The organism is Paucibacter sp. PLA-PC-4, from assembly GCF_026241155.1.
Lineage (GTDB): Bacteria > Pseudomonadota > Gammaproteobacteria > Burkholderiales > Burkholderiaceae_C > Roseateles_E.
Genome location: NZ_JAPFGP010000003.1, coordinates 207290 through 228869 on the forward strand (window position 1 = coordinate 207290; position 21580 = coordinate 228869).

General features: G+C 63.6%; 20 protein-coding genes. 5 read left to right on the top strand and 15 right to left on the bottom strand.

Annotated elements, in window-relative coordinates; genetic code table 11:
• Window positions 1-21: 21 nt before the first annotated feature.
• From pilQ to OOZ63_RS05990, 5 genes are read right to left on the bottom strand one after another with little or no spacing between them, the layout of a single operon-like run.
• Window positions 22-2229, bottom strand: a complete 2208-nt coding sequence (gene pilQ / locus OOZ63_RS05970; RefSeq protein ID WP_416234693.1) for a type IV pilus secretin PilQ — start codon at window positions 2227-2229, stop codon at window positions 22-24.
• A complete protein-coding gene (locus OOZ63_RS05975) occupies window positions 2226-2765 on the bottom strand; it encodes a pilus assembly protein PilP (RefSeq protein ID WP_266004510.1) in 540 nt (179 codons plus the stop codon). The genes pilQ and OOZ63_RS05975 overlap by 4 nt, the downstream gene beginning before the upstream one ends.
• The gene (locus OOZ63_RS05980; RefSeq protein WP_266004511.1) at window positions 2765-3463 is read right to left on the bottom strand and encodes a type 4a pilus biogenesis protein PilO; all 699 of its coding nucleotides are present in this window, start codon (window positions 3461-3463) and stop codon (window positions 2765-2767) included. The genes OOZ63_RS05975 and OOZ63_RS05980 overlap by 1 nt, the downstream gene beginning before the upstream one ends.
• A gap of 8 nt (window positions 3464-3471) precedes the next feature.
• Window positions 3472-4083: a PilN domain-containing protein gene (locus OOZ63_RS05985; RefSeq protein ID WP_266004512.1), complete on the bottom strand. Its 612-nt coding sequence runs from the start codon at window positions 4081-4083 to the stop codon at window positions 3472-3474.
• Window positions 4080-5159, bottom strand: coding sequence for a pilus assembly protein PilM (locus OOZ63_RS05990; RefSeq protein WP_137941496.1), 1080 nt, complete (start codon window positions 5157-5159; stop codon window positions 4080-4082). The genes OOZ63_RS05985 and OOZ63_RS05990 overlap by 4 nt, the downstream gene beginning before the upstream one ends.
• Window positions 5160-5433: 274 nt before the next feature.
• Here OOZ63_RS05990 and OOZ63_RS05995 point away from each other — a divergent pair, with 274 nt between their 5' ends.
• Window positions 5434-7836, top strand: coding sequence for a penicillin-binding protein 1A (locus OOZ63_RS05995; RefSeq protein WP_266004513.1), 2403 nt, complete (start codon window positions 5434-5436; stop codon window positions 7834-7836).
• On the opposite strand, the gene cyaY is transcribed toward OOZ63_RS05995, so the two are convergent.
• Window positions 7826-8176, bottom strand: a complete 351-nt coding sequence (gene cyaY, locus OOZ63_RS06000) for an iron donor protein CyaY (protein WP_266004514.1) — start codon at window positions 8174-8176, stop codon at window positions 7826-7828. The genes OOZ63_RS05995 and cyaY overlap by 11 nt on opposite strands.
• Before the next feature lie 18 nt (window positions 8177-8194).
• Between cyaY and lptM the strand changes: the two genes are divergently transcribed.
• Entirely contained in the window at window positions 8195-8323 is a 129-nt protein-coding gene (gene lptM, locus OOZ63_RS06005) for an LPS translocon maturation chaperone LptM (protein ID WP_266004515.1), read from the top strand.
• Here the strand turns inward: lptM and OOZ63_RS06010 are convergent.
• The 8 genes from OOZ63_RS06010 to OOZ63_RS06045 all read right to left on the bottom strand — a co-directional run bounded on the left by OOZ63_RS06010 (window position 8320) and on the right by OOZ63_RS06045 (window position 17189).
• Complete coding sequence (locus OOZ63_RS06010) at window positions 8320-9315, bottom strand: ABC transporter ATP-binding protein (RefSeq protein ID WP_266004516.1); 996 nt, start codon at window positions 9313-9315, stop codon at window positions 8320-8322. The genes lptM and OOZ63_RS06010 overlap by 4 nt on opposite strands.
• On the bottom strand, window positions 9312-10295 hold the full coding sequence (locus tag OOZ63_RS06015; RefSeq protein ID WP_266004517.1) for an ABC transporter ATP-binding protein: 984 nt from the start codon (window positions 10293-10295) through the stop codon (window positions 9312-9314). The genes OOZ63_RS06010 and OOZ63_RS06015 overlap by 4 nt, the downstream gene beginning before the upstream one ends.
• Window positions 10296-10304: 9 nt before the next feature.
• Window positions 10305-11246 carry an ABC transporter permease gene (locus tag OOZ63_RS06020; RefSeq protein ID WP_266004518.1) on the bottom strand — a complete coding sequence of 314 codons (942 nt, stop codon included), beginning with the start codon at window positions 11244-11246 and terminating at the stop codon, window positions 10305-10307.
• Complete coding sequence (locus tag OOZ63_RS06025; protein WP_266004519.1) at window positions 11243-12460, bottom strand: M20 aminoacylase family protein; 1218 nt, start codon at window positions 12458-12460, stop codon at window positions 11243-11245. Before OOZ63_RS06025 ends, OOZ63_RS06020 begins: the two co-directional genes overlap by 4 nt.
• Window positions 12460-13443, bottom strand: a complete 984-nt coding sequence (locus OOZ63_RS06030; protein ID WP_266004520.1) for an ABC transporter permease — start codon at window positions 13441-13443, stop codon at window positions 12460-12462. Before OOZ63_RS06030 ends, OOZ63_RS06025 begins: the two co-directional genes overlap by 1 nt.
• 241 nt (window positions 13444-13684) lie before the next feature.
• Window positions 13685-14422, bottom strand: a complete 738-nt coding sequence (locus tag OOZ63_RS06035) for a DUF3047 domain-containing protein (RefSeq protein ID WP_266004521.1) — start codon at window positions 14420-14422, stop codon at window positions 13685-13687.
• Window positions 14423-14555: 133 nt separating this feature from the next.
• The gene (locus tag OOZ63_RS06040) at window positions 14556-15956 is read right to left on the bottom strand and encodes a porin (RefSeq protein ID WP_266004522.1); all 1401 of its coding nucleotides are present in this window, start codon (window positions 15954-15956) and stop codon (window positions 14556-14558) included.
• Between the two features lie 204 nt (window positions 15957-16160).
• The gene (locus OOZ63_RS06045; protein ID WP_266004523.1) at window positions 16161-17189 is read right to left on the bottom strand and encodes a porin; all 1029 of its coding nucleotides are present in this window, start codon (window positions 17187-17189) and stop codon (window positions 16161-16163) included.
• A 292-nt stretch (window positions 17190-17481) separates the two neighbouring features.
• Here OOZ63_RS06045 and coq7 point away from each other — a divergent pair, with 292 nt between their 5' ends.
• Window positions 17482-18126, top strand: coding sequence for a 2-polyprenyl-3-methyl-6-methoxy-1,4-benzoquinone monooxygenase (coq7, locus tag OOZ63_RS06050; RefSeq protein WP_266004524.1), 645 nt, complete (start codon window positions 17482-17484; stop codon window positions 18124-18126).
• Here the strand turns inward: coq7 and OOZ63_RS06055 are convergent, their stop codons facing one another.
• Window positions 18127-18549, bottom strand: a complete 423-nt coding sequence (locus tag OOZ63_RS06055) for an OsmC family protein (protein ID WP_266004525.1) — start codon at window positions 18547-18549, stop codon at window positions 18127-18129. It lies immediately after the preceding gene.
• A gap of 333 nt (window positions 18550-18882) precedes the next feature.
• Here OOZ63_RS06055 and ilvA point away from each other — a divergent pair, with 333 nt between their 5' ends.
• Both ilvA and OOZ63_RS06065 read left to right on the top strand, forming a co-directional pair.
• Window positions 18883-20418, top strand: a complete 1536-nt coding sequence (gene ilvA / locus OOZ63_RS06060) for a threonine ammonia-lyase, biosynthetic (RefSeq protein ID WP_266004526.1) — start codon at window positions 18883-18885, stop codon at window positions 20416-20418.
• Between the two features lie 61 nt (window positions 20419-20479).
• Window positions 20480-21577, top strand: a complete 1098-nt coding sequence (locus OOZ63_RS06065; RefSeq protein WP_266004527.1) for a nicotinate-nucleotide--dimethylbenzimidazole phosphoribosyltransferase — start codon at window positions 20480-20482, stop codon at window positions 21575-21577.
• Window positions 21578-21580: the final 3 nt, after the last annotated feature.

A 21580-nucleotide genomic window follows, 5' to 3' on the forward strand; every position in this document is an offset into this window, starting at 1 on the left:
ATGTATGTGCATGCGGATGGCTCAACGCACGGTCACGCGATCATTCACAACTTTGGGTGTCAAGAAAATCAGCAACTCTGTCTTGCTCGATGTCCGCGACTTGTTGCGGAACAGGTGCCCCAGCACCGGCACATCGCCCAGCAGAGGAACCTGCGAGACGTCTTCCCGCTCATCCAGCGTAAAGATACCGCCGATCACCACGGTGCCGCCGTTCTCGACCAGAACTTGCGTCTGCACATGCTTGGTGTTGATCGCGTAGCCCTGCGGGGTCAAGGTGCCGCGGCTGTCCTTGTTGACATCTACATTCAGGATCACATTGCCCTCGGGCGTGATCTGGGGCGTCACTTCCAGCTTCAGGTTGGCCTTGCGGAACTGGATCGACGTCGCGCCGCTGGCGGTGGCCACCTGGTAAGGAAGCTCTTCACCTTGCTCGATCAGGGCCCGCACTTGATCGGCGGTCACAACGCGCGGACTGGAGACGATCTTGCCCTTGCCATCGGCTTCCAGTGCCGACAACTCGAGATTCAGGAAACGGTTGGCCGAAGCGCTGAACAGCGACAGCGCAAAGGTCGCTGCCGTGGCGCCACCGAAGCTGTCCGACGACACATTGGCCGGCAAGTTGACAAAGTTGCTGTTCGCGTAATTCTGCGCCACACCCTGGTTGGTCTGGGCGCCAACGGCCAGCGAGTTACCGCCTATGGTCACGTAGTTGCTGCCGCCGACGTTGTAGCCGGGAATGCCGCCTTGCAGGCCACGCAGGTCCTGCGACCCCAGCTTGACGCCCAGCGAGCGACCGAACTTGTCATCGGCCTCGACGATGCGCGCCTCGATCAACACCTGCCGCACCGGGACGTCGATCTTGGCAATCATCGCCAGGATTTCCTCCAGCTTGGACGGGATGTCGGAAACAAAGAGCTGGTTGGTACGGGTCTCGTAGATCACACTGCCGCGCGGCGACAAGATGCGGGTGTTGTTGCTGCTACCACCGCCACCACCACCACCACCACCGCCACCTTGACCGGCCGTTTGTCCAGTCAGGCCCTTGGCGACTTCTTCGGCCTTGGTGTAGTTGAGTTGGATGGCTTGCGTGCGGGTCGGCTCCAGCTGCGCGATCTGGGCCTTGGTTTCCAGGTCCAGCTTCTCCTTGGCCGCCAATTCGTCCTTGGGCGCGATCCACAAGACATTGCCGGACTTGCGCAGCCCCAGACCCTTGGCCTGCATGATGATGTCCAGCGCCTGGTCCCAGGGCACATCCTTCAGGCGCAAGGTCACATTGCCGGTCACCGTGTCGCTGGTCACCACATTGAAGTTGGTGAAGTCGGCGATCACTTGCAGCAGGGCCCGAACCTCGATGTTCTGAAAGTTCAGCGACAGCTTGTCGCCGGCATAGCCAGGCCCGGTCGTCAGCTTGTTGGGGTCGACCTTGACGGGTCGCACCTCCAGCACGAACTGATTGTCACTTTGGTAGGCACTGTGCTCCCAATTGCCCTTGGGCTCGACTAGCATGCGCACGCGATCGCCGTTCTGGGTTGTCGAGATGGTTTGCACCGGGCTGCCGAAGTCGGCGACATCGAGCTTGCGGCGCAGCCGGTCAGGCAGATTCGCTCGCAGGAACTCGACGACCAAATTCTGGCCCTGCTGCTGAATGTCCACACCGACCTGGTTGCTCGGCAGGTTGACGATCACCCGGCCAGTGCCATCGGCGCTGCGGCGGAAGTCGATGTCCTGCAAAGTTTGCGGTGAGCTGTTGAGGCTTTGCGCAAAATGCACAGGCTCGGCGCTGCTGCCCGGAGCGGCAGCAATTCCGGGTGCGCTGTCCAGCACGATCACCAGCGCATTGTCCTGGATCTCGGCGCGGTAGCCGGAGGGCTGACGCAGATTCAGCACCAGCCGGGTCCGGTCACCGGCCTGGGCCACATTGGCCGAACGCAGGTTGCCCTGATTGATCTCGACCAGATTGCGCCCCATCGCATTGCTGATGCCCGGCAGATCGATCGCGATGCGCGGCGGCGTCTGCACGGTGAAGCCCTTGGGCACCTCGACGAGCGGTTGAGTGAGCTCGATCCGCACCACCTCCACGCCCGCTTGCTGCACACTATTGATCGAGCGTATCGCGTTCTGAGCCCAGGCCTGCGCCGGCACAAAAACACATGCGCCGAAGGCCAAGGCCAGAGGTCCCGCTATATGGCGCCAGAGGCTCATCCTGATGGTCTCCTGAAAATTCTTCATCGTCCCGTCTCCTGCAGCTGGAGGGTACTGGTGCGTTCAATCCACTCGCCCGCAGCGTCTTGGACGACTTCTCGCAAGGTAATTTCGGTTTCGCTGATCTGGGTCACCCGCCCAAAATTCTGGCCCAGGTAGTCGCCACCCTTGATTTGGTGCAGCAAGTTGTCGACCCGCAGCAAGGCGTAGCGGCGGCTCTGACGGGTCAGACTCCCCACCATGGACATGCTGTCCAGGGGATAAGCCTCCAGCGGTTCGCGCCGGCGGTTCATCTCGGCGGCCAGCAAGGAGCTGGGCTGGGCAGCCTCCTGCTTGAGGGCCACGCTGAGCTTTTGAGTGCTGAAGGGGTCGACACCGGCCTGCGCCTCGTAGGGCTGTGGCAGGAATTTCTTTGGCGGCACCAGCGGGGCGACGGTGGCACGCGCAGACTTGCGCTCTTGCTCCATCCACTGCTGCAACTCGTCCAGATCGGCCGCACAGCCGCCCAACAGGGCCAGGCTCAGCATTGCCAGAGCGCGCCACCGGCGCTTACCGCAATCCATCACTTTTTGGCTCCCGCAGCCTTCTTCGCGGCCGCTGATTTCTTCTGTTCGGCCACTTCGCCGGCATCCAGATACCGGTAGGTGCGCGCAGTGGCCTCCATGCTCAGCGCCCCGCCAAGGTCTTTACCGGTAGGGGCAACCACGTTGAGGTTGTGCAAGGTGACGATGCGCGACAGATTGGACACATCGGCGGCAAACGAACCCACGTCGTGATAGCGACCGGACACGCGCAGTGCAATCGGCAGTTCGGCGTAATAGTCCTTCACCAGAATCTGACCGGGGCGAAACAGCTCGAACTGCAGGCCGCGCCCCAGGCCGGCCTGGTTGATATCGGAGAGCAAGGCATCCATCTCGGCTTTGCCGGGCAGCTGTTTCTCGAGCTGGGTCACATACTCCTCGACCTGGCTTTTCTGCTTGCGCAGCTCCGGCAGATTGACGGCCTGGGCGAGCTTGCTGCTGTAATCCTGCTTCAGATTGGGTTCCTTCTCGCGCTCGGCATCGAGTGCGGCCTGCACATCGGCAAGCACCAGAAACCAACCCAGCGCAATCACCACCAGGACCACGACGAAGAAAGCTGCCAGTTTCGGCAGCACGGGCCATTGGCCAGGTTCGTTCGGATTCAGGCCACGAAATTGTTCAGCCACGCCCTCGAACCAGGCATTGATATCGATATTGACGGAAGGTCGCTTGGTCACCATGACTCTGCTCAGCTCCTGTTGGGCGCCACCGCGCTGGCCGCACCTGCCGCCGCCTCGGCCGACGGCGTCTTGATGCTCACGCGCAGCGAAAACTCGAACAGGCGTTTCTGATCACGGGTATTGGCACTCAGATTGGCCAGCTTGATCTCAACGAGCTCCGGCTTGTCCAGCCATTCCGAGCCACGCGACGCATTGCGCAAAAACTCCGACACCCGCTCATTGGTCTGGGCAATGCCAGTCACCGTCACGACCTTGTCGGTCTGCCGAATGCTGGTCAGGTAAATCCCTTCGGGCGTGTGGCGCGCGAGTTCATTGAGCAGATGCACCGGCGTGTTGCGGTCGGTCTGCAAATCCTCCACGGCGCGCTGGCGCGATTTGAGGGCCTCGATCTCGGCGCGCAGATTGGCGATGTCCTTGATCTGCGCCTCCAGCGAACTGATCTGTGAGCCCAGATACTGGTTGCGTGATTGCTGCTCATCGGTCAGATGCAGCAACAAGGCCCAGGTCGCGGCGACCAGACCGGCACCAAGCAAGGCCGAGAAACCAACGCCGACAAAGAAAGCATTCTTGCGACGCTTGCGCTTCTCTTCCCGGTAAGGCAGCAGGTTGATCAGAATCACTGGAAAAACCTCCGCATCGCCAAACCGCATGCCGTCAGATAGGCGGGAGCCTCCCGGCGCAGCTTGGGCTCGCGCACGGCCGATCCCAAGCCCATGTTCTCAAACGGATTCACCACCATGCAGGCAAAACCCGTCAGCTCGGTGACGCGTTCCTTGAGACCCGCCAAGGTCGCAGTGCCGCCGGCCAGCATCACATAGTGAACTTTGTGGTGCGGCGTGCTGGTGAAGAAGTACTGCAGAGCACGGCCGATTTCCTGAGACAGGCTATCGACAAAAGGATTCAACACCACCGTCTCGAAATCCTCGGGCAACTCGTTGGAGAGTTTCTTTTGCTCGGCTTCCTCGAAAGAAAACCCATACTGGCGAGAAATCAGCTGCGTCAGTTGCGAGCCACCAAAGGCCTGATCGCGGTCATACAGCATCTCGTCATCGCGCAGCACCTTCAGGCTGGTCGTGTCGGCACCGATCTCGAACAAGGCCACTAGCGCATCTTTACCGGCATTTGGCAGATTCGTAATCAGTCGCCCCATCGCCATGCGCGAGGCGTGCGATTCGATGTCCAGAATCACCGGCCGCAAACCCGCTGCCTCAGCCAGGCCCTGTCTGTCCTGTACCCGATCCTTGCGCGAGGCCGCGATCAAAACCTCGACATCCCCAACCGAGGTCGGGCTAGGCCCGATCACGCAGAAATCCAGACTCACTTCATCGAGCGAGAAAGGAATGTATTGATTGGCCTCGGCCTCGACCTGGATTTCAAGCTCCTCGTCGCGCAGACCGGCGGGCAGCATGATTTTCTTGGTGATGACCGCCGATTGCGGCATCGCCAGCACGGCATCACGGGTGCGGGTGCCACTGCGAGCCACAACACGGCGCACAGCGTCGGCCACCTCGTCGAATTTCTCGATCTGGCCGTCGGTAATCCAGCCCTTCTCGAATGACTCGGTGGCAAAGCGCTCCAGCACCATTTCGCCGCTGGCGTTCTGACCCAGCTCTACGAGCTTGACGCTGGATGAACTGATATCCAGGCCAATCATGGGCGGATGCTTGCGACCCAGCAGTACGTCAAGTAATCCCATGACGCTTATTCCCCCAATTTGAGCCCCAACACGCTTTAGGAGCGCGGCACTATTAATAAGTTACTTGAATGCTAGCAGCAAAGCCTATGACAGCCCATGGTTTTGCCGCCACAGCCCGTAACACCACGTTGCGAAACATACACGCCTCTTGCACCCCTAAAAGCCTCAAATAAGACCCTGTTTCCGGCCAGTGGTGTCCGGATGTGACCGCCGGCCGGAAGCGGCGAGCCGGGCGAGCCTCTTCCTATAATCGCCCGACGCCATCCGGAGGCCCATGAGCGACGCCAAGAACAAAACCACGCGGGGTCATTCACCCGAGTCCGCACCCGTAACACCCAGTCACCCAGTCCTGCTGCTCGCTGGCCGAAGCCTCGCCTGGCTGGCCGGCCTGCTTCTAGCTGGCTGCGCCGGCGTGCTGCTACTGCTGGCCCTGGGGCTGGCCATGGCGTATCCGAATCTGCCCGATATCAGCGGCCTGACCGACTACCGCCCCAAACTGCCGCTGCGCGTGCTGTCGGCCGAGGGTGCGCTGCTGGGCGAGTTCGGCGAGGAGCGACGCAACTATCTGCCGGTCGGCCAGATCCCCAAGGTGATGCAGGACGCCGTCTTGGCCATCGAGGACGCGCGCTTCTACCAGCACGGCGGTGTCGACTACCTGGGCGTACTGCGGGCCGGACTGGCCAATGTCAGCGAGTCGCGCAGCCAGGGCGCCTCGACGATCACCATGCAGCTGGCACGCAATTTCTATCTCTCGACCGAGAAAACGCTGACACGCAAGATCTACGAGATCTTGCTGGCACTGAAGATCGAGAGCGCCCTGCCCAAGGACAAGATCCTGGAGATCTACATGAATCAGATCTTCCTGGGTCATCGCGCCTACGGATTTGCAGCCGCCAGCGAGGTCTACTTCGGCAAGGCCTTGAAGGACATCACGATCGCCGAGGCGGCCATGCTGGCCGGCTTGCCCAAGGCGCCTTCGGCCTACAACCCGATCAGCAATCCGCGCCGAGCCACCTTGCGTCAGCAATACATCATCGACCGCATGCTGGACAACGGCTTCATCAACGAGGAGCAGCACCACGCGGCCAAGGCCGAGCGCCTGCGCTACCGGCCTCAGATGAGTGAGAGCACCAACCATGCCGAATATGTGGCCGAGGCGGCACGCCAGCTGATCTTCAACCAGTATGGCGATGAGGCCTACAGCCGCGGCCTGAACGTGCACCTGACCGTGCGCGCCGATGAGCAAAACGCCGCCTATCGCGCGCTGCGCCGCGGCATCTTGGACTACGAGCGTCGCCAGGTCTATCGAGGCCCGGAGGACTATGTCGATCTCCCGGCCGACCCCAAGGACCTAGACACCCGCATTGCTGAGGCGCTGGCCGATCATCCGGCCAATGACGAGCTGCTGCCCGCCGTGGTGCTCGAGGCCGGTCCGAAGAAAGTCGTTGCAGCCTTGCAAAGCGGTGACCCGATCACCATCGTCGCAGAAGGCCTGAAGCCCGCCACCTCGGGCCTGGCCGAGCAAGGCAATCCCAAGACCCGCATCCGCCGCGGGGCCATCATCCGGGTGCTCAAGACGGTCAAGACCGGCAAGGACGGCGCCAAAGAGGAATGGACCATCACCCAGTTGCCCGAGGTCGAAGGGGCCTTCATCGCGATGGACCCGCGCAGCGGCAATCTGCGCGCGATGGTCGGAGGCTTCGACTACGCCAAGAACAAGTTCAACCACGCCACTCAGGCGTGGCGCCAGCCCGGCTCTAGCTTCAAGCCCTTCATCTATTCTGCCGCGCTGGAAAAGGGCCTGACTCCCAGCACCATCGTCAATGACGCGCCGCTGTTCTTCAGTGCCGCCAATACCGGCAGCCAGCCCTGGGAGCCGAAGAACTACGACGGCACTTTCGAAGGCCCGATGCCCTTGCGACGGGCGCTGGCCCGCTCCAAGAACATGGTGTCAATCCGTGTGCTGCAGTCGGTCGGCGTGCACGAGGCCCAGGCCTGGCTGACCCGCTTCGGCTTCGAGGCCGACAAGCACCCGGCCTATCTGACCATGGCGCTCGGCGCCGGCTCAGTGACGCCGATGCAAATGGCGCAAGCCTATGGCGTGTTCGCCAACGGCGGCCATCTGCTGACTCCGCGTCTGATCGCCAAGTTGACCGACAGTCAGGGGCGCGTGCTTTATGAGGCCCCAACACCCAAGGCCGAGGACACCCCACAGGTGATCGAGCCGCGCAATGCCTTCTTGATGAACAGCCTGCTGCAGGAAGTGACGCGCAGCGGTACCGCCGCCAAGGCCCAGGCCCAGCTCAAACGCCCAGATCTCTACGGCAAGACCGGTACCACCAACGACTCGATGGATGCGTGGTTCGCCGGCTTCCAGCGTGAGGTGGTGGCCGTGGTCTGGATAGGCTACGACCAACCGCGCAAGCTTGGCAGCCGCGAAACCGGCGGCGGCCTGTCGCTGCCGGTCTGGATCGAATACATGCAGTACGCGCTGCGCAATGTCCCGGTGTCCGAGTACAGCGCCCCCGAAGGCGTCGTCAATCTGAACGGCGAGTGGTACTACGACGAGTTCGCGGGCGGCAATTCGGTGCGTGAGCTCAGCAGCGATGAGGGCCACATGCCTCAGTCAGCCAGCGAGGACGAGAAGAAGAGCATCCTCGATCTGTTCAAGCGCTGAAGCTCAATGCCTGGCCGGCCTGAGCGCTGGCCAAGCGCGACAGAAGGGCATGAAACTCCTGGCCCTCGCGCTCCAGCCAGCGGCCGTCAACGTAGCGGAAGTGATAGCCGCCGGCGCGCGCCGCCAGCCACAGCTCCTGCAACGGCGGCTGGGTGTTCAGCACGATTTTGCTGCCATTCGGGAAACTCAGCTCCAGCAGACCGCCGGTCCGGTGGCTGTCGATGTCGATCACGTCCTGCTCCAGCCAAGCATCGACAGTGGCCTCGACACCGTCCAGCACGGCCCGGGTCTTGGCGTGGTAGTTGGCATCGTCGAGCGGGGTGGCAACAGGGGCGGTCATGACCGATAAACTCGCGGAATGAAAAAGACAAACGCAAGTGTAGGCCTGCTGTTGATCACCCTGCTGCTGACGGCCTGCGGCCAAAAGGGCCCCCTAACCCTGCCGGCCCCAAAACAGGCGGCATCGGCTCCCACGACTGGCCGCTAGATCCTGCCTTCCTCCACCGCGTGGCAAGCCACCTTGATGCCCTGAAAATCCTGTAGCGGCGGGCGCTCGGCCTTGCAGCGCTCGTTGGCATGGGGGCAGCGCGGATGGAAGCTGCAGCCGCTGGGCGGGCTCAGCGGGTTAGGCACCTCGCCCTGCACCGGCGTGCGAGCGCGTCCGCTCATATGGATGTCGGGAATCGCATCCAGCAGCATGCGGGTGTAGGGATGGCGCGGGCGGCCGAACAGATCGGCCTTGTCAGCCACCTCGACCAAGCGGCCCAGGTACATCACGCCGACCTGGTCCGAGACGTGTCGCACCACTGCGAGGTTGTGCGAGATGAAGAGATAGGTCAGGCCGCGCTGGCGCTGCAAGTCCTTCATGATGTTCAGCACCTGGGCCTGCACCGAGACATCCAGCGCAGAGGTCGGCTCATCACAGACCAGGAACTCGGGCTGGGTCGCCAGCGCGCGCGCGATCGAGATTCGCTGGCGCTGACCGCCGGAGAACTGGTGCGGGAACTTCTCGCGGTCGCTGGGCGTCAGACCCACCGACTGCAGCAGTTCGCCGACCCGCGCCTTCAACTCCTCAGCCTCGCTGATCAGGCCGTGCTCGCGCAGCGGCTCGCCGATGATGTCCTGCACCTTCCAGCGCGGGTTCAGCGAGGCATAGGGATCCTGGAAAATCATCTGCATGCGCCGGCGCAGGGCCTGGGCACCGGAGCCGGCCAGGGTCTGGGCGGTATCGATGCCGTCCACGCTGACGGTGCCGCGGGTCGGCTTGTACAGACCCACCAGCAAGCGTGCCACCGTGCTTTTGCCGCAGCCGGACTCACCAACCAAAGCAAGGGTCTTGCCCTTCTGGATGCTGAAGCTAACGCCATCAACAGCATGCACGAATTGCCTTGGCTTGCGTTCGACGACGCGGTTCAACCAGGGCTGCGAGACATCGAAGATCTTGGCGAGGTCCTGGACTTCAACCAGCGGGCGGCTCATACAACGGTTTCCTTCTCGGCAGCATGCAGCCAGCACGAGGCGCGGGTCGCGCCAGTGGCCAGCAGTTCGGGGCGCTCGGTACGGCAGCGGCCGAAAACTTTGGGGCAGCGCGGGTTGTAGGCGCAGCCATTGGGGATGGAGTTCAGGCGCGGCATCGCGCCGTCGATCTGCAACAGGCGCTCGCGGTCCTCGTCCATCGCCGGGATCGAGCCCATCAGACCGGCAGTGTAGGGATGCGCCGGCTTGTGGATCACATCGTGCACCGGGCCGATCTCGGCGACCCGACCCGCATACATCACCGCGACACGGTCGCAGGTCTCGGCGATCACGCCCATATCGTGGGTCACCAACATCACGGCCGCCCCCTGCTCCTTGCAGATGCGCTTGAGCAGCGAAATGATCTGCGCCTGGATCGAGACGTCGAGTGCCGTGGTCGGCTCGTCGGCCACGATCAACTTGGGCTCGGCCGCTAAGGCCAGCGCGATCACAACGCGCTGGCGCATGCCGCCGGAGAACTGGTGCGGATACTGGTCGATGCGCTGCGAGGCGGCCGGAATGCCCGTCTGCTCCAGCAGCTCGATCGCCCGCTTGCGCGCCTGGCTCTCGCTCAAATTCAGATGGGTGGTGATGGTCTCGATCAGCTGCTGACCCACCGTGTATAGCGGATTCAGAGAGGTCAGGGGATCTTGGAAGATAGCGCCGATCTGGCGGCCGCGGATCTTACGCATCTCGTCGTAGGGCAGGTTGTCGATGCGCCGGCCTTCGAGCCGGATCTCGCCCGAGGCGATGCGCCCCGGAGGGTCGAGCAGGCCGATGATCGACGCGCCGGTCAGCGATTTGCCGGCGCCGGACTCTCCGACAACGCCAAGGATCTCGCCGGGCGCGATGTCAAAATTAATGTCGTCCAAGGCCAGCAGGGTGCCGCGCCGGGTCGGGAACTCGACCCGCAGATGGCGAACTTCAAGAAGAGGTGCGGTCATAGGAAACTCTTAGCGCAGGCGAGGATTGAGGGCGTCGCGCAGCCAATCGCCGAGCAGGTTCACGGACAGGGCGATCAGGACCAGCATCACGCCAGGCCAGATCGTGATCCACCATTCGCCGGAAAACAGGAAGTCGTTGCCGACCCGGATCAAGGTACCGAGCGAGGGGCTGGTCGGCGGCACACCAACGCCCAGAAAGGACAGGGTCGCCTCAGTGATGATGGCGGCCGCGACCTGGATGGTTGCCAGCACCAACACCGGCCCCAGCACATTGGGCAGCACATGCTTGCGCATGATGCGCAGCGAGCTCACGCCGATCACGCGGGCCGCCTGCACATACTCCTTGTTGCGCTCCACCATCGTCGAGCCGCGCACCGTGCGGGCGTACTGCACCCAGCCGGTCAGCGCGATCGCGAAGATCAGCACACCGAAAGCCAGCGCATCGTGCGCATTTGGGAACATGGCCCGACCGACGCCGTCGATCAGCAGCGCCACAAGGATGGACGGAAAGGACAGCATCACATCGCAGACCCGCATGATGAAGGCATCGACCTTGCCGCCGACAAAGCCGGCGAGCAGACCCAGGCCCACGCCGATGATCATCGACAGCACGACCGAGGCCAGGCCGACGAACAGCGAGATGCGCGCGCCGTACATCAGGGCCGATAGCAGGTCACGGCCCTGATCGTCCGTGCCCAGCAGGTATTTCGTGCTGCCCCCCTCCATCCAGGCCGGCGGCAGGCGCGCATCCATCAGCTCCAGCGAAGCCAGGTCGAAGGGGTTGTGCGGCGCGACGAACTCGGCGAAGAGCGCGCAGAACACGCAGATGAAGGCGATCACGGCCGCGATGATGGCCGTCGGCGATGCGCGGAAGGAGTGCCAGACATCGCCATCGAAAAAGCGCTGCAAGGCATTCGGTGCAGCAGCAACAGGGGAACTCGGGGAACTCATGGCGTGGATACTCCGGACTCGCTCGGTGATAGGGGCAGGCCCTGCTCGACCAGGCCGGCGAAAAGCGCCGCGCCCAGAGGCAGAACCTCGTCATTGAAGTCGTAACGGGGGTTGTGCAGGCCGCAGTTCTCTGCGTCGGTGCGCGCCTGGCCCAGGCGCAGATAGGCGCCCGGCTTGACCTGCAGCATGAAGGAGAAGTCCTCCGAGCCCATGCTGGGAGGCAGCTCGCGATTCAGACGGGCCGCGCCGACCAAGCGCTCGGCGACATCGGCCGCGAAGTCGGCCTCTGCGGGCGAGTTGATGGTGGCCGGGTACAGGCGCTGATAGCTGACGCTGGCACTGCCACCGAAGCCCTGGGCCAGCGACTGCACCAGCTCGGCCAGACGCTGCTCGATCAGCAGCTGCACCTCGGGCCGGAAACTGCGCACCGTGCCGCTCAGCCGGGCCTCGCGCGGGATCACACTGAACGCGCCCGGCTCGCCGGCACGCAGCGAGCACAAACTGACCACGGCCTGGTCCAGCGGCGCCACATTGCGCGAGACCAGGCTTTGCACGGCCGTGATCACATGCCCGGCCATCAACACCGGATCGACCGCCAGATGGGGATGCGCACCGTGCCCGCCACGTCCGGTCAGCACGATCTCGACCTGATCGGCCGCCGCCATCATCGCGCCGCGATTGATGCCGATATGGCCGGCCGGCATCTGCGGCCAGTTGTGCATCGCATAGACCGACTCGACCGGAAAACGCTCGAACAGGCCGTCATTGATCATCTCGCGCGCGCCGGCGTAGCCCTCCTCACCGGGCTGGAAGATCAGCACTGCCGTGCCGTCGAAAGCCCGCGTCTGCGCGAGGTAACGGGCCGCGCCGATCAGCATGGTCGTGTGGCCATCATGGCCGCATGCATGCATCAGGCCCGGGCTGGCCGAGCGCCAGGCGAAGTCGTTGTCCTCCTGCAGCGGCAGCGCATCCATATCGGCACGCAGCCCCAACAGGCGGCCGCCCGCCCCGCCCCGACCATGGATCACCGCGACCACACCGGTGCGCCCGATGCCGGTGTGAATCTCGTCGACCCCGCACAGGCGCAAGGCCTCGACCACGCGGGCCGCCGTGCGCGTCTCCTGGAAACCCAGCTCGGGCATGGCGTGCAATTCGCGCCGCAGCGCGGTCAGCTCGCCATGCAGCGCACTGAGTCGCTGATAGGCCCCGCTCATCAATGGCCTCCGGCCTTGCCTTCGATGCGCAGGCGCGGGTCGACCGCGAAATAGAGCATGTCAACCAGCAGATTGATGGTGACGAAGATGAAGGAGATCAGGCACAGATAGGCGGCCATCACCGGGATGTCGGCGAACTGCACCGCCTGGATGAAGAGCAGGCCCATGCCGGGCCACTGGAACACGGTCTCGGTGATGATGGCGAAAGCGATCAGCGAGCCGAGCTGCAGACCGGTGATCGTGATCACCGGCACCAGCGTGTTCTTGAGCGCATGGCCGAAGTAGACCGCGTTATTGCTGAGGCCGCGGGCGCGGGCAAACTTGATGTAGTCGGTGCGCAGCACCTCCAGCATTTCCGAGCGCACCAGGCGCATGATCAGGGTCAGCTGGAATACCGACAGCGTGATCGCCGGCAGTATCAAATGCTTGAGCCCGTCGACGGTCAGCAGTCCGGTGGTCCAAGTGCCCAGTGCGACGACATCACCGCGGCCAAAGCTGGGCAACCACTTGAGCGTCACGGCAAAGATCAGGATCAGCAGGATGCCGATCAGAAACGTCGGGAGCGACACACCCAGCAGCGACAGCGTCATCAGCATCTGCGAGAGGAAGCGGCCGCGCCGCAGCGCGGCATAAACCCCCAGTGGAATCCCGACGCCCAACGCGATCACACCAGCCGCCATCGACAGCTCCAGCGTGGCCGGGAAACGCTCAGCGATCAGGGTCGAGACCTTGCGGCCCTGGCGCAGGCTCAGCCCAAACTCGCCCTGAACCGCATTGCCGATGAACTTGGCAAACTGAACCGGAAAGGGGTCATCCAGGCCCAGGTCCTTGCGAAGTTGCTCGCGCTGCTCCGGCGTCGCGTCCTGGCCCAGCAGGTTGGTCACCGGGTCGCCGACGTACTGGAACAGCATGAAGGCAATGAAGGCCACCGTCAGCATCACGGCGATGGCCTGGGCCAGGCGTCTCAGAATAAAAACTAGCATGTCTTGTTCGGCGCTTTGTCAGCAGAAAGTGTGGGGTGCATCGAGGCCATTGCTGAGCGCATGGTATGCATGAATCAGGCCAAGCCTTGGCATTGATTCTTCGAAGCAATGCACCCGCCTGTCACGGCAAGCGATGAGCGAGGCACCAAATCAGGGCAAGGTCATCTGGGCGCCATCATGGAGAAGTCTGCCCGGCGCGACAAACGGGAAAGCCCTGATGGGCCCGGCATGAAAACCGGCATCAGAACAGCAGGCTGCCGGGCAGGCTTTGCTGCTGTGCGTCGCGAAACACCAGCGGGCCGTAGCAGGCCTCGGCCCGGCCGCGGGTGTTGTCGGCATCGGTCATGAAGGCCGCGCCGATCAGGGGGCCGGGCAACTCGCCAAACGCACGGCGGTAGTCGGCCGCAACATCGCGCTTGAAGCGCTGCCAGCGCGGCTTGGCGCTGGAGCCGGAGCCCACGACGATCTTGCGCACCCGGTCACTGCGCCGGCTCACCACCACGGTCTCAGGTGCGGCCTCGGCATCCCAGACGTACATCAGTGTCGCGAAGGGTGGCGCCTCGCCGCTGAGGGTGTGGGCCAACTCGAACATCATGCGGTTGCGTGCCGACAAGCGACTTGCGTCGCCGTCGAAAGCCAACACCAGCCGCGCCGACGCATCGTCAGTCTCAGGGTCGGTCACTGTGGCGCCGCCCGGCTGGCCGGCAATCCACCAGTCGAACTCCAACGGGCCCAGCTGCTGCGGGTCCAGCTGCAAGCGGCGCCGCCACAGACTGGCTGACTGGTCGGCCTGCGCATGAACACAGGCCCTGCCCTCACGCCGGGCCAGGCTATAGCGGGTCGCCCGTTTGCCGGGGAGCTCGCGCGCCGACCAGCCCTCGAGGATAGGCTCCTGCCGCTCCCGCTCTGGCGTCTGGGCACAGCCCAGCATCAGTACAGCGGAGGCAAGCAGCAGGCAGGGTCTGAATCGGTACAGCATGGGAACAAACTAGAGCAGGGCGACCATCATCGCTCGGTGAAAAGTCACAGCAGGTGAGCGCACATAAAAAAGGCCGCTTTGCAGCGGCCTTGTGTTGACGGCACCACGGTGCCATCACGCCTTGAACATCCCCTCAGAAGCGGTGACGGATGCCCATGGCCACATTGTTGGAGTCCACGCCCGGCGCGCTGGTGAAGCCACCCAGGAAGCCAGCCTGGCCAGGGGCGGCCTGGCCCATGCCCTTGTTGTCGAAATGCGTCAGCACGAAATTCAGATCGGTGCGCTTGGACAGCGCGTAGCTATAGGCCACACCGTAGGAATCCGTGTCCGCATTGATACGGGTCTTGTCATCCAGGCGATTGAACGCCGTGTAGAAGGTGTGCTGCCCCATGGTCATGCGATAGCCGATGCTGAAGGCTGCGGCGTCCTGCACAAAGGCCGACTTGTAGTTGTTGACGAGACCATCGACATTGATCTGACTGGCCAACAGGGTACCGACACCGGGTGCTGCGGCGTTGAGCTGCGCCGCCAGGCCGGGCCGGACCTGACCAACCAGCGCCGTGCGCAAGCCATTCAGCAGCGCGGACAGACCAGAAGGGTTGGGGTCGGAAATGTCGTTGTACAAGAAGCTCACGGTGCCGGGGCCGACCTTGGCCGACGCACCCAGCGTGATGGAGCGCAGCGAGCGCTGGCCCAGCTCGTTTTCCTTGGAGTTCATGCCGACGCCGACACCGAAGGCATCGGTCTTGTACTGGACCATCGCGCCATAAAAGCGCCCTTGAGAGGTCGAACCCTCGCCGGCCGCCACCATCACGCTGGCCGACAAGCCGCCCTGCTGCATACGGTACTGCAGAGAATTGGCCTGCCGGATATCGATCACGGCGGGCACGGCAGCCACTTGACCAGCCGCCAGGCTGGATTGCGTGGCCATCGTGTCGAAGGCCGCATTCAGCTCATAAGCCGGCGTGTACTGACGACCGGCCAGCACCGCGCCAAAGGGCGTGACAAGGCCGACATAAGCCTGGCGATCCCAGAATCGCGCGTTGCCGATATTGACGCCAAACGAGGCCGCCGCAAGATTCCCACCCAAGGTGCTGGTCACGGTTTGCAGGGCCGAATTCAGACCCGCAGTCGCGCCGCCGATCAACTGCGCAGCCAGGGCCGGCGGGATGGTGCCGGGCAGAGTGAAGGTCGTCGGGGCAAAAATCGCCGACTGCTTGCCCCAGCGATCGGGCAAGAAGGTGGTGCCGGAGACGGGCGTGTTGCTATTCGTGCCGGTGTCCAGCTCCAGGCGATTCTCCAGCAGGAACAGCGCCCGATAGCCGCCGCCAAGGTCCTCATTGCCACGGAAGCCCAGGCGCGAACCATCCATGATCCCGCTCACCACCTGCTTGCGGGCGCCGCCAGCGATGCCCGAGGTGTAGCTGACGCCGCCATCCAGAATGCCGTACACAGTCACCGAGGATTGCGCCCAGGCGGCGCTGACGCTGCCGGCCAACAGGCCCAGAACCAGGAAGGTCTTTTTCTTGCTCATCAATGTCTCCTGCTTGAAAAATTCTTATGCTCGTATTCTGAGCCGCAGGGGCTTGGACAGGGCTCAGTTTGTGGCGACCGACCCACAGGCGATAACCCTGTCGCTTGTGCGACAAGCAGATCACGCCGCAGCAAGCAGGCGTAAAAAAACCGCCCCGAAGGGCGGTTTCGCTCAGACCACAAGCTCGCTTGCGCGAGCGCGGGATCAGAAGGTGTGACGCACGCCGACTTCGACGCCGCCGTTGTCGTTGCCGCCACCGATGGTCCAGGCCGACGGGCCCGACACCTTGAAGGAGGCACGGCCGTCATTGGTCACGCGCGACACGGTGCCGTAAATGGCGGTGCGCTTGGACAAGTCGTGGATGTAGCCCAGAGCGAACTGCTTGGAGTCACCAGTCACAGCCTCGGCTGCAGCGTTGGCGCTGGCGTTGATGTACGAAGCACGCAGAGTGCCCGAGCCCAGCGGCATCGAAGCGCCGATCAGGGTCACAGACTGCTTGCGGGCGCCAAACTTGTTCTGGGTGTAAGAACCCATCAGCTTGACCATGCCCAGGTCATACGAACCCGAGAAGGTCGTGCGCTTGAAGTCCAGGTTCGACGTATCCACATCGGCGTTCGAGAACGCGCCCGACACATTCAGCGGACCGGCAGCGTAGCCCAGGCGCAGGCCCAGGTACTTGTTGTTGGCGCCAGCACCCGTCGCGCCTTCACCGGCAGCAACTTCAGCCGAGCCGTACAAACCGCCCAGGTTGCCCGGCAGGTAATAGGCGACGATGTTGTCAGCACGTGTGATGCTGCTGGAGCCGCTGCCCAGAACATTCTGGAACTTGCTCATGTCGCCGACACCGTTGGTGCCAAACGGGTCGAAGTCGGCGTAGGCCGTGAACTGGTTGGTCAGGAAGCGGCCCAGGCGCACTTCACCGAAGCCACCCATCAGGCTGACCGAGGTGCGACGATGCCAGAAGCGCGACGCATTGGTCGTGCCGTCATCGGGATTGATCGCGGCTTCCAGCCAGAAACCGGCCTTCAGGCCGCCGCCCAGGTCTTCGACGCCGCGCACGCCCCAACGGCTGCTGTAGATGCCATCGGTACCCAGCGACTTGAAGGTCTTGCCGCCGCCCTTGTTGTAGCGCGCATTCAGGTCAACGCCGCCGAACAGCGTGACGGACGACTGTGCCGACGCAGCACCGACCATAGAGCCGAGCACGGCCAACGCAATCAGGGATTTCTTCATTCGTTTCTCCTAGGTTGAATAAGAGGCCCCGATCCGGGAAGCCCTCTTGCGGGGCTGATCAGGCCAACCTCCTCAGCGGAAGTTGCCGTATTGCACCAGAGCAAACCCTGAATGACCAGCCGACCGAGAGTAAAAACCAAGCCATCGTTGTCATCGCGCAACGAGACTGACGGGGTCAAATATCGTCACAGAACAGCAACACAGCACCAGCGGTTGACAAAGCGCAGTTTGACCCGACCAAACTCGGCCATCCCAGGGGTAAACAGCAGGGCCGCCCCTAAACTATCGGCGTATGAACGCCCAACCAAGACTTGACGCCAAAGACCGCCTGATTGCCAGCCTGGACAACGGCCTGCGTGCGTTGTTCGGCGCCTACACCGCCGGGCGCAGCACGCCCAAGGCTGCGACCGAGCCCATCGCAATGAGCGAGGCCGAGCGCAGGCAATCGGCGGCGCTGATGCGCGTCAACCATGTCGGCGAGGTGTGCGCCCAAGCGCTCTATCAATCGCAGGCCCTGGTCTGCCGCAACGAGCAGCTGCGCGCCCATTTCCACGAGGCCGCCGCCGAAGAAATCGATCACCTGGCCTGGACCCGCGATCGCTTGCAGGACCTGAACAGCCACGCCAGCTACCTCAACCCGCTTTGGTACAGCGGTGCGTTCGCACTGGGCGCGCTCGCCGGGCTGGCCGGTGACCGTGTCAGCCTGGGCTTTGTCGTTGAGACCGAGCGCCAGGTCGAGCAGCATCTGGCCGGCCACCTGCAACGACTACCGGCCAGCGATGCCACCTCACGCGCCATCGTCGAGCAAATGAAGCTCGACGAAGCCCGGCATGCCGAAGAGGCGCTCGCGGCAGGGGCCAGCGAGTTGCCGGCCCCGGTCAGGCGTCTGATGCGCCTGGCCGCCAAGGTGATGACGGTGACGGCTCACCGCATCTGATCAAACCTCGACCAGCTCGACGGATGTGGTGATCTCGGCCGTCTTGGCAAGCATGATGCTGGCCGAGCAATACTTTTCATGCGACAGCGCCACCGCCCGCTCGACCGCGCCCGGATTCAGGCCCCGGCCGCTGACAATGAAATGCATATGGATCTGCGTGAAGACCTTGGGGTCGGATTCTGCCCGCTCGGCCTTGACCTTGACTTGGCAGCCACGCACGTCCTGGCGACCACGCTTGAGTATCAGCACCACGTCATAGGCCGTGCAGCCCCCGGTGCCGGCAAGCACCGTCTCCATGGGACGCGGCGCCAGATTACGACCGCCGCCCGCCGGGGCCCCATCCATATTCAGCAGATGGCCGCTGCCCGTTTCGGCGACAAAAGCCATGCCATCGGCCCCCATCCAGTTGATCGTGCATTCCATCTTGCTTTGCCCTGTGACTTTCCACCGCCGCTTGGTGAAAAAATATTGCGGCGCAGCATAAGCTGCGAGTAGAATTCTAAGCAAGCAAACGAAAGCAAACGAACAAGTTCGCGCCTTTGCGCCTGTGCGTTTTTTTCATTGCACCCATTGTCTCCTCCACCGCCTCCATGGTGGATTCAGCCCGAGCCCGCAAGGACTCGGGCTTTTTTTCGTCCCAGTGCCGACGCAAAGCGCTGGCAGGCCCTGGCTTATGATGCTGCGCCGCAACACCAGCATTGGAGAGCATTCATGGCCGGCCCTGCACGGAAGCCCCGCACCACACGATCCACCAGCATGGGCAAGCCCGCCCTGATGCCCAGCGGTGACAGCTATCTGCAGCGAATTCTGAATGCCAAGGTCTACGAGGTAGCCGACGAGACTGCCCTGGATGCTGCCAAGAACCTCTCCAAACGCCTGGCCAACAAGGTGCTGCTCAAGCGCGAGGACACCCAGCCGGTGTTCAGCTTCAAGCTGCGCGGGGCCTACAACAAGATGGCGCATCTGAGCCCCGAGGCGCGCGCCAAAGGCGTGATTTGCGCCTCAGCCGGCAACCATGCCCAGGGCGTGGCGCTCTCGGCCAAGAAGCTGGGCTGCCGCTCCGTCATCGTGATGCCCGTCACCACGCCGAAGGTCAAAATCGATGCGGTGCAGGCGATGGGCGGCGAGGTCGTGCTGCACGGCGACAGCTTCACCGACGCTTATGGCCGCGCGCTGGAGTTGGAACGCGAGCAAAAGCTAACCTTCGTCCACCCCTTCGACGATCCCGATGTGATCGCCGGCCAGGGCACGATCGCGATGGAAATCCTGCGCCAGCATCCAGGCCCCATCGATGCGATCTTCGTCGCCATCGGCGGCGGCGGCATGATCTCCGGCATCGCCGCCTACATCAAGGCTGTACGCCCCGACATCCGGGTGATCGGCGTGCAGACCAAGGACTCGGACGCAATGCTGCGCTCGATCAAGGCCGGAAAGCGAGTTCAACTGCAGGACGTCGGCCTGTTCGCCGACGGCACGGCCGTCAAGCTGGTTGGCGAGGAAACTTTCCGCATCACGCAAGCCCTGGTCGATGATTACATCGTCGTTGACACCGATGCGGTCTGCGCCGCAATCAAGGACGTGTTCGAAGACACCCGCAGCATTCTGGAGCCCTCCGGGGCGATGGGCGTCGCCGCACTCAAGCAATACGTTGCCAAGACTGGCGCCAAGGGTCAGACCTTGATCGCCATCACCTGTGGCGCCAATATGAACTTCGACCGCCTGCGCTTCGTCGCCGAGCGCGCCGAGGTCGGTGAGCAGCGCGAGGCCCTGTTCGCGGTCACCATCCCCGAAGAGCGCGGCAGCTTCAAGCGCTTTTGTGAGCTGCTCGGGCCGCGCAGCGTGACCGAGTTCAATTACCGTATCTCGGACCAGAACGAGGCCCATGTCTTTGTTGGCGTCTCCATCACCAAGCGCGAGGAGGCCGACAAGCTGGCCCGACAGTTCGCCAAGCATGGCTTCCCGACGGTCGATCTCAGCGACAACGAGCTGGCCAAGCAGCACGTGCGCCATATGGTGGGCGGTCGCAGCGAGCTGGCCAAGAGCGAGCGGCTGTACCGCTTCATCTTCCCGGAGCGGCCCGGCGCGCTGATGAGATTCCTGTCCTGCATGCACCCGGAATGGAACATCAGTCTGTTCCACTACCGCAACCAGGGTGCCGACTACGGCCGCATCCTGGTCGGCATCCAGGTGCCGCGTGGCGACAGCGCGGCGCTGCGCGACTTCCTCGACTCGCTCAACTATCCCTACGAGGACGAAAGCAGCAACCCGGTCTACAAGCTCTTCCTGCGCTGAGCGCCGCGCCGGGCAAGTGCGGATGACGTCGCCAGTCGCATAGCCCAGAATCCAGCCCGTCATGCCCATCCACCAATCGCTGATCTCGCCGACCGCCAATTCCGAGCTCGAGCGCGCCTTGCGCGAGCGCGTTGACCGGCGCGGCGCAATCGCGGGTGGGCTGGGCGAGCTGGAGCCGCTGGCTGTACGCCTGGGCCTCGTGCAGAACACCCTCACCCCGCGCTTTCGCGACCCCGCCTTGCTGCTGTTCGCGGCCGACCACGGCATCGCGGTCGAAGGCATCGCCCTGCTGCACGGCCGCTCCACTCGCGAGCAAGCCCTGCTGGCGCTGCAGCACCGGCTACCGGTGGCGGTGTTCGCGCGTCAGCAAGGGCTCCAACTGACCGTGGTCGACTGTGGCATCGCCGAGCCGCTGCTGCCCCACGCCCGGCTGCTGTCGCGCAAGATCGCCCATGGCACACGGAATTCGCGCGTTGGCCCGGCGATGAGCATGGAACAAGCCCATGCCGGTGTGCGCGTGGGCATGGAGATTGCCGACAGCCTGAGCGGCAATGTGCTGGCCTGCGCAGGTCTCGGCCAGGGCTCGGAAGAAAGCGCGGCGCTGCTGCTGTCACGCCTGGCCGACAGCCCGCTGCGCGACTTCATCGTGTCCGGGCCCGATATGCACCAGGACGATCTGGCCCGGCTGCTGCATATCTTGCAAGGCGCCCAGGCGCGGCACCGCGAGCTGCAAGAGCCGATGGAAGTGCTGGCGGGGTTGGGCGGCTACGAGATCGCGGTCATGGTCGGCGCCATGCTGGTGGCAGCCAGCAAACGCCAGCTGATCATCGTCGACGGCATGTCCGCCTGCGCAGCGCTGAAGATCGCCGCACTGATCGCCGCACCGGTGACCGACTATGCAGTGTTCTGCCGCAGCCACGCGCATCGGGGCCTGGACGAGGCGCTGGCCCTGTTCCACGCATCGGCCCTGCTGGAGCTGGGCATGCAAAGCGCGGACGGCACCGGCGCCGCGCTGGCCTGGCCGCTCATACGCAGCGCCGGTACGCTGCTGACCGATCTGCACGAGCTGGCTGATCGGCCCGGCGCCATCGACTCGGCGCCGCTGCCCATGCTCACCCAGCCCCTGAGCACCGCAGGGGGCCCGCTGAGCAAACGCTGAAGA